Raw genomic sequence first — 9,024 nt, forward strand, 5'->3', positions numbered from 1 at the left:
CGGGGCTCGTTCCGCAGGGGGTGCGTCGGGCACGATGGCGCGCGTACATCCGGCACGACGGTGAACAAAGGGGTTGCGGTATGAGCGGTGTGGCGCGCAGGACGGTCGTCGCGGCGGCGGGCACGGCGGGGTTGGCGGCGGCGCTGGCCGCCTGTGGCGGCGGGGACGGCGGGGACAAGCAGGTCGTCGAGGAGAACGCGCCGCTCGCGAAGACCGGTGACATCCCGGTGGGCGGCGGGAAGGTGCTCGCCGACAAGGGCGTGGTGATCACCCAGCCGAAGGCCGGCGAGTTCCTGGCGTTCTCCGCCCGCTGCACGCATCAGGGCTGCACGGTCGGCAGCGTGGCGGACGGGGTCATCGTCTGCCCGTGCCACCAGAGCAGGTTCGACGCCTCGGACGGCAGCGTGAAGCAGGGTCCGGCGACCCGCCCCCTGGAGCCGACGCCGATCGAGGTGTCGGGCGACACGATCAGGCTCGGCTGATCCGCCCGGCGGTCTTCCAGCAGTCGAGGACCTCGTCGGTGGTGGCGATGCCGGCCACGAGCGCGAGGGTGTGGCGGATCATCGCGGGCGTGTAGTCGGCCGGCACGCCCGCGACGGCGTCGCTCGGCACGACGACGGTGTAGCCCAGGTTCACGGCGTCGAAGACGGCGTTCGGGACGGCGACGTTGGCGGAGACTCCGCTGACGACCAGGGTCCGGCAGCCGAGGTTGCGCAGCAGCGCGTCGACGTCGGTCCCGGCGATCGGCGAGAGCCCGTGCAGCCGCCGCACCACGAGGTCCTCCTCGGCGACCTCGACGGGTTCGGCGATCCGTACGGCGGCGCTCGCGGTGTGCTGCTGTACGGGGAGCCGGGCGGCGGCGCGGAAGAGCGGCGCGTTGCCGCTGGCGCCGCGCCCGTCGGGGCGCCGCTCGGCGACGGCGTGCAGGACCTGCACGCCGGCCTCGTGCGCGGCGGCGACGAGCCGGGCGACATTGCCCAGGGCGCCCGACTCGCGTGCCACGGCGGCGAGTTCGGGCAGCGCACTGTCGGGCCCGACGACGCCCTGCTGGCACTCGACGGTGAGCAGCACGGTGCCGTCCGGGGCGAGCTGCTCCCTGAGCCGTTCGGACCGGGTCATGACCATGACGTCCTCCCCTTGCACCTCGACTGCGGTGGCAGCATGATTTCTGACACCTCATCAGAAATCCAGAAGGGTGCGGACGATGACCGTCGCACAGCGCCACGGCCGCCGGATCATGATGACCCCGGCCGAGCTCGACACCTTCCTCACCGAGCAGCGCACCTGCCGGGTCGCGACCGTCTCGGCCGACGGTCGCCCGCACCTCGGCGCGCTCTGGTTCGCCTGGGACGGCACCTCGCTCTGGCTCTACTCCCTCACCCGCAGCCGCCGTTGGGCCGAGCTGAGGGCCCGGCCCCAGGTCTCGGTCCTGGTCGACGACGGCGTGGCGTACGGGGAGCTGCGCGGGGCGGAGCTGTCGGGCAGCGTGGAGTTCGTGGGCGAGGCGCCGCGCACCGGCGAGCCCTGCCCCGAACTCGACGCCCCCGAGCGCCTGTTCGCGGCCAAGAACTTCGGCCTCGACGCCATGCCGCACGACGGGCGGCACGCCTGGCTGCGGCTCACCCCGACCGCCGTCGCCTCCTGGGACTTCCGCAAACTCGCCGGAGGCTGAGGCGGGCTCCGTAAGGTCCAGGGCCTGTCCGACCCTGATCCGCCGAACAGCCCCTAGCCGGAGACCGGCGCCCCGGCCGCCCGCAGCGCGTCCACGACCGCGCGGATGGACGGCCGGCGCCCGGCGTCCGTGCGCCACGTCGCGTAGATGTGGCGGCGCACCGACTGCCGTACGGGCACGAAGGCGACGCCGTCCATGGTCACGGGCCGGCCGAGCCGGGGCGCGACGCAGATGCCGAGCCCGGCGGCGACCAGGGCGAGCTGGGTGTGGTGGTCGCCGGCGACGTGGGCGATCCGGGGCTCGATGCCCTTGCCGCGCAGCGTGAAGATCAGCCAGTCGTGGCAGAACTCGCCGGCCGGCCAGGAGACCCACTCCTCGTCGGCGAAGTCCTCCAGGTCCACGGTCTCCCGCCCGGCCAGCGGATGGTCGGCGGGCATGGCCACGTCGGCGGAGTCGTCGAGCAGATGGGCCCGTTCGAGCCCGGCCGGGAGGGGCGCCCGCTTGTTGTTCCAGTCGAGGACGACGGCGAGGTCGCTGTCCCCGCGCAGCACCTCGCGCACCCCGAGGTCCGGCTCCAGTTCCGCGGTGTGCACGCGCAGCTCGGGGTGGGCTGCGCGCAGCGCGCGGATCGCGGTCGGGAAGAGCCCGCGCATCGCCGTCGGGAAGGCCGCGATCCGCACCTCGCCGACCACCTGGCCGCGCTGCGCCTCGATGTCCGCCTGGGCGAGGGCGACCTGGGACAGGATCCGGGCCGCGTGCTCGGCGAGCAGCAGCCCGGCGTCGGTGAGCCGCACCCCGCGCCCGTTCTTGGCGAGGAGCTGCTGGCCGATCTCGCGCTCCAGCTTGGTGAGCTGCTGCGAGACGGCGGAGGTGGTGACGTGCAGTCCTTCGGCGGCGCCGCTCACCGAGCCGTGCCGCGCGACGGCGTCGAGGGTCCGCAGGCGCTCCAGGTTCAACATGTAAGCGATGCTAAGACATCGGGTCGAGGAATTCTCGCTTGTACTACGAGGTTCAGGTCGGCGACCCTGAGGGACATGAGCAGCCCCTCCCCTTCCCTCACCCGCCTCCCCCGCGCTGTCGACTGGCGCGTCCGCTTCGGTGTCCTGGCCCTGATCTGGGGCTTCAGCTTCCTCTTCATCAAGGTCGGCACGGAGGGCTTCGCCCCCTTCCAGGTGACCTTCGGCCGGCTCCTCTTCGGTACGGCGGTGCTGGCCGTCGCGCTCCTCGTGAAGCGCGAGCGGCTGCCGCGCGGCGCGCGCACCTGGGTCCATCTCGCGGTGGCGGCGTTCCTGCTCAACGCGCTGCCGTTCTCGCTCTTCGCCTACGCCGAGCTGACGATCCCGTCCACGCTCGCCGGCATCTGCAACGCCACGACCCCGCTGTGGGGCATGGTCCTCTCGCTGGTCGCGCTCTCCGAGGACCGCCCGACGCGGGTGCGGGCCGCAGGCCTGGGCATCGGCTTCATCGGCGTGCTGACCGTGCTCGGCGCCTGGCAGGGCTTCTCGGGCCTGGACGTCACGGGCACGGCGCTGGCCCTGCTCGCCTCGTTCAGCTACGCGGTCGGCTGGATCTACGTCCGCCGCACGCTCGCCGGCACGGGCTCCTCGAACCTCTCCCTCGCCTGCTCCCAGGTCGGTTTCGCCACCCTCCAACTGGCCCTGGTCACCCCGCTGTTCACCACCTGGCCGAGCCGGATCGAGCTCCTCCCGCTGCTCTCGGTGATCGCGCTCGGCGCGCTGGGCACGGGGTACGCGATGCTGCTCCAGTACGGCGTGGTGGCGGAGGTCGGCCCGACGACGGCGGCCATGGTCACGTACTTCATCCCGGTCATCGCCACGGCCGCCGGCGTCGCCGTCCTCGGCGAGCACCTGACGTGGAACACCCCGGTGGGCGCGCTCGTCGTCCTGGCGGGCGCGGCGCTCACCCAGACCCGCGGACCGCGCCGCGCGCCCAGCGACCGGGTCGCCGAACCGGTGGCCGTCGGAGCCGGCGGGACCGGCGAACCGGTCAGCGGGCCGGCGGTCGACCCCCGGCCCGTCGCCCGGTAGCCCAGGGCTCCGCAGCCAGGGCGCCCGCCTCGCGGCGGGACCGCCCCTGAGCCGGCACGGCGACAGCCGCGGAGCTCCGACCGGCAGCGGGCGGCGGACCGGAAGGGGCAGCGCCCCCTACCCCGGGCCTCTCTCCCTCACCCGTAACTCCGCGCCGGCGCCGGTCCCGCCGCGTACGCCACCGCGTCCGCCAGTGGCTCGATGTCGGCGGGCGTGAGCCCGGAGACGGTGAGGCGCACGGCGGGTCCGGCCGACAGGCGGAAGCGGGCGCCGGGGGCGACGGCCCAGCCGCGGGCGAGGAGACGGGCGACGGCGCCGGTCTCGTCGGTCACCGGGACCCAGACGTTCATCCCGCTGCGGCCGTGGGCCGTGACGCCGCGGCGGGCGAGGGCGCGGACCAGGCCGTCGCGCCGGGCGCCGTAGGCCGCCGCGACGGCTTCGGGGTCGAGGGCGCCGGTGCGCCACAGGTGGACGACGGCGCGCTGGAGCAGCCGGCTGACCCAGCCGGGGCCGAGGCGCTGGCGCCCGAGCACGCGGTCGACGGTCTCGGCGTCGCCGGTGAAGGCGGCGATCCGCAGGTCGGGGCCCCACGCCTTGGCGACGGACCGCACGAAGACCCACTTGCCGCGCCCGTCGGCGAGCGGGTGGAGCGGCTGGGCCACGATGCCGTGCCCGTGGTCGTCCTCGACGAGCAGCACGTCGGGGTGGTCGTCGAGCACGGCGCGCAGCGCGGCGGCGCGCTCGGCGGTGACGCACGCGCCGGTGGGGTTCTGGGCCCGGTCGGTGACGATCACGGCCCGCGCCCCGGCCCGCAGCGCCCGCGCCACGGACTCCGGCAGCGGCCCCTCGTCGTCGACGGCGACAGGCACGGGCCGCAGCCCGAGCGCCGGTACGAGGTCGAGGAGGCTGCCCCAGCCGGGGTCCTCGACGGCGACCGCGTCGCCCGGCCGCAGCTGCGCGGCGAGCACCCGCTCGACGGCGTCGAGCGAGCCGGACGCGACGCCGACCGGCCCGGCCGGCACCCCGCCCGCGTCGAAGGAGGCCCGTGCGAGCGCCGCGAACTCCTCGTCGACCGGCGCCTCCCCGTACATCGGCGGCCGCTCCGCGTACTCGCGCGCGACCGCGGCGAAGACGGTGTCGAGCGGCGGCAGCAGCGCGGGGTCGGGGCTGCCGTTGCTGACGTCGCGGACGCCCTCGGGCGCCTCGACCCGGATCGAGCCGCGGGCGGTGGTCGCGGGCGCGGGCCGCACCCGGCTGCCGCGGCGCCCGTCGGTCTCGATCACTCCGCGCTCGCGCAGGGTGCGGTACGCGGCGGCGACGGTGTTCGGATTCACCCCGAGTCTGGCCGCCAACTCCCTCATGGGCGGGAGCAGTTGCCCGGGCGAGAGCCGCCCGGTGCCCACCCCGCGCTCGACGCTGGCGGCGATCTCCGATGCGCGACGGCCTTCGATCAGATACTCTCCTAGCACAAAGCCAAGTATGCACTAGTGCAATGGAGTACGCAATGTCGGAGACGGACGCGATGACGGCCACGAGGAGCTACGAGCCCACCGAGCGGACCGTCCCCACCCGCTCGCGCGACCGGGCCTCCTACGACCGCGAGCTGGTGCACGCGATACTCGACGAGACCTACCTCTGCCACCTCGGCTTCGTCCGCGACGGCGCGCCCGTCGTGCTTCCGACCCTCTACGGCCGGGTCGGTGAGGTCCTCTACGTGCACGGCTCGACCGGCTCCCGGCCCATGCGCATGGCCGGCCAGGGCAAGGGCGAGAGCAAGGGCGACGGCACGGGCGCGGAGGCTCCGGGCCTGCCGGTCTGCCTCACCGTGACCCACGTGGACGGCCTGGTCCTCGCCAAGTCCGCCTTCCACCACTCGATCAACTACCGGTCGGTCGTCGTGCACGGCACCGCGCATCAGGTCACCGACCCCGAGGAGCTGCGCACCGCCCTCGACGCGCTCGTCGACCACGTGGTGCCCGGCCGCGCCGCCGACTCCCGGCCCGGCAACGCCAAGGAACTCGCCGCGACCGCCGTGCTCCGCATCGACCTCGCCGAGGTCTCCGCGAAGGTCCGCACCGGCGGTCCCAACGACGAGCCCGAGGACGCCGCGCTCCCCCACTGGGCGGGCGTGATCCCGGTCCAGAAGAGCTACGGCACGCCCGAGCCGGCCGCCGACCTGGACCCGGCCGTCGCCCTCCCCGGCTACGTCGCCGCGCTCTGACGGCGTCCGACAGCGGAGGGACACCATGCTGATCCACCCCTGGGACGCGGCCCACGACGAGGGCGAGTGGCGCGACTGGCTCGCCGCCCACGACTTCGGCCAGCTCGCGGTGAACGGCGCGGCAGGCGAGCCGCCGTGGGTGCAGCCGATGCACTTCCGCTACGAGGCCGAGCCGGGCCCGTACGGGCAGGCGATCGCCCATCTCGCCCGCCCGAACCCGCTCTGGCACGACCTGGAGCGCAGTCCCACCGTGCTGCTCAGCGTGGTCGACGACTACGTGTACGTGCCGGGCCACTGGACCGCCCCGGACGGCGCGCCCACCGAGCACGGCACGCCCACCTCGTACTACGCGGCCGTGCAGTTGCGCTGCACGGCGCACATCGTCGAGGACCCGGAGGAGAAGGCGGCCCTGCTGAACCGGCAGGTCGCCCACTTCCAGCCGGAGGGCGGCACGGCGGCGGTGCGCCCGGGCCAGGCGCCGTTCGGCCGGATGCTCGCGGGCATCCGTGTCCTGCGGCTCGAAGTGACCGACGTGCGGGCGAAGTTCAAGTACGCGGGCAACAAGCCGGTGGAGGTCCGGGAGCGGGTCTCGGAGCGCCTCGCCGAGCGCGCCGGCCCCGGCGACGCGGCGGCCCGGAGCCATCAGCTCCGCCGCCGCGCCACCGGCGCCGCGAGCGCTACGAAGTGACCGCCACCGCCTCGCCCTTGCGGCGGACCGCCGCCGTGCGGGCCTCCGTGAGGGCCAGGCCGGTGACGGCGGTGAGCAGCAGCAGGGTGCCCGCGACGGTCGCGGCGGTGAGGCGTTCGCCGAGCAGCGTGACCGCGATGGCCGCCGCGCTCACCGGCTCCAGGAGCATGATCACGGAGACGGTCGCGGCGCGGACCACGGCCGCCCCGGCGAAGTAGAGGGCGTAGGCGAGGGCGGTCGGCACGGCCGCCACGTACACCAGGAGGCCCAGCACCTGCGCCGGGGCGTCGGTGTGCGGGACGAGTCCCTCGACCGCGGCCGTGGGCAGCAGGCCGACGGCGCCGATCGCGAACACCCAGGTGGTGGTGGCGAGCGCGTCCCCGCCCCCGCCGGTGCGCCCGAGCCACCGGGTGAGCAGGGTGATCGCCGCGTATCCGGCGGCGGAGAGGACGGCGAGGAGGACGCCGAGCGGCCGCACTTCGGCGCCGCCGTCCCCGAGCCCGCCGAGGACCAGCACGCCGAGCCCGGCGAGTGCCCCGGCGACGGCGATCGCGCCGCCCGCCCCGATCCGCTCGCCCATCAGCAGCCGCGCGCCGGCCGCGATGAGCACGGGGCCGGCGCCGAGGGTCACGACGGTGCCGACGGCGAGCCCGGTGGCCTGCACGGCGGCGAAGTAGGCGCTCTGGAAGACGGTCAGGCCGAGGCCCGTACCGAGGATGCGGACCAGGCGCCTGCGAAGCGGCTCGGGAGCGGCCGGGGCCTTCGGTCCGCGGCGCAGCGCGAGCGCCCCGAGCAGCAGGACGAGCCCGCCGACGCAGCGCCAGAAGGAGAGGGCGAGGGGGCCCAGGTCGCTGGCCCGGAAGACCAGGGAGGCGGCGGCGCCGGCCGTGCCCCAGGCGATTCCGGCGACGATCAGATAGGTGAGGCTCCGCCCGGTGGACAGGGCGGAGGCAGGCGTGACAGACGTGTGCGACACGCGCGTTCTTCTTCCGTGAATCCGTCGTGAAGACAGGGATGGGTGGTCGCTCGGCTGCGCGCGGGCAGCGACGAACCGCTCGGGGGCCGTGTGTCGGCACGCCCGAGCCCGGTCTTCGTCAGCGGAAGGGGCCGCCCGCGCTAGGCGGCGGGAGGCGGCAGAACGGTCGAGTGCATGATCGGCACCCTACGGGGCGGTCCGCCCGGCCGCCACCTCGGCGCCCTCCGCCGCGGTGACCGCCGATCCGGCCACCGGTTCGGCCGCCGCGGCCTTGGGCGTCGAGGACTGCGCGATGAACGCGCCGACGAGGACCACCACGCCGCCGAGGATCTGCGGCGCCGCCAGGTGCTCGCCCAGCAGCACCCAGGCGAGCACGGTCGCGATCACCGCCTCCAGACAGGCCACCACGCCGGCGACCTGAGGGGAGAGCTTGCGCACCGAGATGACGCCGGTGACGTACGCGAGGACGGTGGCGATCAGCACGATGTGGCCGATCAGCAGCCAGGCCGGGACGTCGGTGCCGTTCATGTCGGCCGTGCCGCCGAGCACCGACCAGTCCATGCCCCACGGGCGGGCGACGAGGGTGAGGACGAGGGCGCCGCCGAGGAGTCCGTACGCGATGACGCCGAGCGGGTCGGCGGAGTCGGCCCCGTCGCTGCCGGTGTCGGAGAGCACGAAGTAGCCGACCTGGCAGCAGGCGGCGGCGAGCGCGAGCAGCAGGCCGAGGAGGTCGAAGCTCAGTCCGGACCAGACCTGCACGACACAGGCGAGCCCGCCGGCGGCGAGGACGACACCGACGGCCGCGGCGCGGGTGACCGGCCGCCGCTGGACGAAGCGGACCCAGCCGAGGACGAGCGCGGGGGCGAGGTACTCGATGAGCAGGGCGACGCCGACCGGGATCCGGGAGATGGCGGCGAAGTAGCACGCCTGGACGCCCGCGACGGCGAGCAGTCCGAAGCCGGCGAGCAGGGCGGGCTTGCGGCGCACCAGGTCGCGGTGGCGCCAGGCCACCGGCAGCATGACGAGGGCGGCACCGGCCACCCGCAGCCACACCACGTGGAGCGGGTCGAGGCCCGCCTCGATGAGCGGCTTGGCCGCCACTCCTGAACCACCGAATGCGAAGGCCGATGCCAGGGCGAGTCCCAGGCCGGCGCTTCTCCCCTGAGACGCGTGCATCGGGCCATGATGACAGGACCCGGTCAGGTGCGTAACCCCCGTTACACCTGTTGAGACAGCTCCTCGATCCGGACCGTCAGGGCGGCCCGGTCGACCCCCGCGGCGCGCAGCACCTCGGCGGCCCGGCTGCCGGGATCGGCGGCGAGCACGGCGAGCAGATCGAGCCCGCGGACCCTTCGGTCGCCGCCCGGCTCGTCCTCGTAGGTGTCGTCGTCCTCGTCGTCGCGGCCGTCGTCGCCGGTG

The 9,024-nt window shown here is 74.8% G+C and carries 11 protein-coding genes; 5 read left to right on the forward strand and 6 right to left on the reverse strand.

The window, feature by feature from the left end; genetic code table 11:
- Positions 1–80: 80 nt before the first annotated feature.
- Positions 81–482: a Rieske (2Fe-2S) protein gene (locus ACWEV0_RS19830; protein ID WP_453150619.1), complete on the forward strand. Its 402-nt coding sequence runs from the start codon at positions 81–83 to the stop codon at positions 480–482.
- Here the strand turns inward: ACWEV0_RS19830 and ACWEV0_RS19835 are convergent.
- Positions 469–1,119 (reverse strand): cysteine hydrolase, encoded by a 651-nt coding sequence (locus tag ACWEV0_RS19835; RefSeq protein ID WP_453150620.1) that lies wholly within the window; start codon positions 1,117–1,119, stop codon positions 469–471. The two genes, ACWEV0_RS19830 and ACWEV0_RS19835, sit on opposite strands and share 14 nt — an antisense overlap.
- Before the next feature lie 85 nt (positions 1,120–1,204).
- Between ACWEV0_RS19835 and ACWEV0_RS19840 the strand changes: the two genes are divergently transcribed.
- Positions 1,205–1,672, forward strand: a complete 468-nt coding sequence (locus tag ACWEV0_RS19840; RefSeq protein WP_453150621.1) for a pyridoxamine 5'-phosphate oxidase family protein — start codon at positions 1,205–1,207, stop codon at positions 1,670–1,672.
- 53 nt (positions 1,673–1,725) lie between these two features.
- On the opposite strand, the gene ACWEV0_RS19845 is transcribed toward ACWEV0_RS19840, so the two are convergent.
- Positions 1,726–2,631, reverse strand: a complete 906-nt coding sequence (locus ACWEV0_RS19845) for a LysR family transcriptional regulator (RefSeq protein WP_453150622.1) — start codon at positions 2,629–2,631, stop codon at positions 1,726–1,728.
- 75 nt (positions 2,632–2,706) lie between these two features.
- Between ACWEV0_RS19845 and ACWEV0_RS19850 the strand changes: the two genes are divergently transcribed.
- A complete protein-coding gene (locus ACWEV0_RS19850; RefSeq protein WP_453150623.1) occupies positions 2,707–3,720 on the forward strand; it encodes a DMT family transporter in 1,014 nt (337 codons plus the stop codon).
- Between the two features lie 137 nt (positions 3,721–3,857).
- On the opposite strand, the gene ACWEV0_RS19855 is transcribed toward ACWEV0_RS19850, so the two are convergent.
- Positions 3,858–5,189: an aminotransferase class I/II-fold pyridoxal phosphate-dependent enzyme gene (locus tag ACWEV0_RS19855; RefSeq protein ID WP_453150624.1), complete on the reverse strand. Its 1,332-nt coding sequence runs from the start codon at positions 5,187–5,189 to the stop codon at positions 3,858–3,860.
- Between the two features lie 53 nt (positions 5,190–5,242).
- Here ACWEV0_RS19855 and ACWEV0_RS19860 point away from each other — a divergent pair, with 53 nt between their 5' ends.
- Both ACWEV0_RS19860 and ACWEV0_RS19865 read left to right on the forward strand, forming a co-directional pair.
- Positions 5,243–5,941: a pyridoxamine 5'-phosphate oxidase family protein gene (locus tag ACWEV0_RS19860; RefSeq protein ID WP_453150634.1), complete on the forward strand. Its 699-nt coding sequence runs from the start codon at positions 5,243–5,245 to the stop codon at positions 5,939–5,941.
- A gap of 25 nt (positions 5,942–5,966) precedes the next feature.
- Positions 5,967–6,629, forward strand: a complete 663-nt coding sequence (locus ACWEV0_RS19865; RefSeq protein WP_453150625.1) for an FMN-binding negative transcriptional regulator — start codon at positions 5,967–5,969, stop codon at positions 6,627–6,629.
- On the opposite strand, the gene ACWEV0_RS19870 is transcribed toward ACWEV0_RS19865, so the two are convergent.
- From ACWEV0_RS19870 to ACWEV0_RS19880, 3 genes are all read right to left on the reverse strand, one after another.
- The gene (locus ACWEV0_RS19870; RefSeq protein WP_453150626.1) at positions 6,619–7,605 is read right to left on the reverse strand and encodes a DMT family transporter; all 987 of its coding nucleotides are present in this window, start codon (positions 7,603–7,605) and stop codon (positions 6,619–6,621) included. The two genes, ACWEV0_RS19865 and ACWEV0_RS19870, sit on opposite strands and share 11 nt — an antisense overlap.
- Before the next feature lie 186 nt (positions 7,606–7,791).
- Complete coding sequence (locus tag ACWEV0_RS19875) at positions 7,792–8,781, reverse strand: EamA family transporter (protein ID WP_453150627.1); 990 nt, start codon at positions 8,779–8,781, stop codon at positions 7,792–7,794.
- A 41-nt stretch (positions 8,782–8,822) separates the two neighbouring features.
- A partial coding sequence (locus tag ACWEV0_RS19880) for a Clp protease N-terminal domain-containing protein (protein ID WP_453150628.1) occupies positions 8,823–9,024 on the reverse strand: 202 nt, incomplete at its 5' end.

Source organism: Streptomyces sp. NPDC003943 (genome assembly GCF_053605265.1).

Coding starts and splice junctions, on each gene's coding strand:
- ACWEV0_RS19860 (WP_453150634.1), top strand. CDS start 5,243: ATGACGGCCACGAGGAGCTACGAGCCCACCGAGCGGACCGTCCCCACC.
- ACWEV0_RS19840 (WP_453150621.1), top strand. CDS start 1,205: ATGACCGTCGCACAGCGCCACGGCCGCCGGATCATGATGACCCCGGCC.
- ACWEV0_RS19865 (WP_453150625.1), top strand. CDS start 5,967: ATGCTGATCCACCCCTGGGACGCGGCCCACGACGAGGGCGAGTGGCGC.
- ACWEV0_RS19830 (WP_453150619.1), top strand. CDS start 81: ATGAGCGGTGTGGCGCGCAGGACGGTCGTCGCGGCGGCGGGCACGGCG.
- ACWEV0_RS19835 (WP_453150620.1), bottom strand. CDS start 1,119: ATGACCCGGTCCGAACGGCTCAGGGAGCAGCTCGCCCCGGACGGCACC.
- ACWEV0_RS19850 (WP_453150623.1), top strand. CDS start 2,707: ATGAGCAGCCCCTCCCCTTCCCTCACCCGCCTCCCCCGCGCTGTCGAC.
- ACWEV0_RS19845 (WP_453150622.1), bottom strand. CDS start 2,631: ATGTTGAACCTGGAGCGCCTGCGGACCCTCGACGCCGTCGCGCGGCAC.
- ACWEV0_RS19875 (WP_453150627.1), bottom strand. CDS start 8,781: ATGCACGCGTCTCAGGGGAGAAGCGCCGGCCTGGGACTCGCCCTGGCA.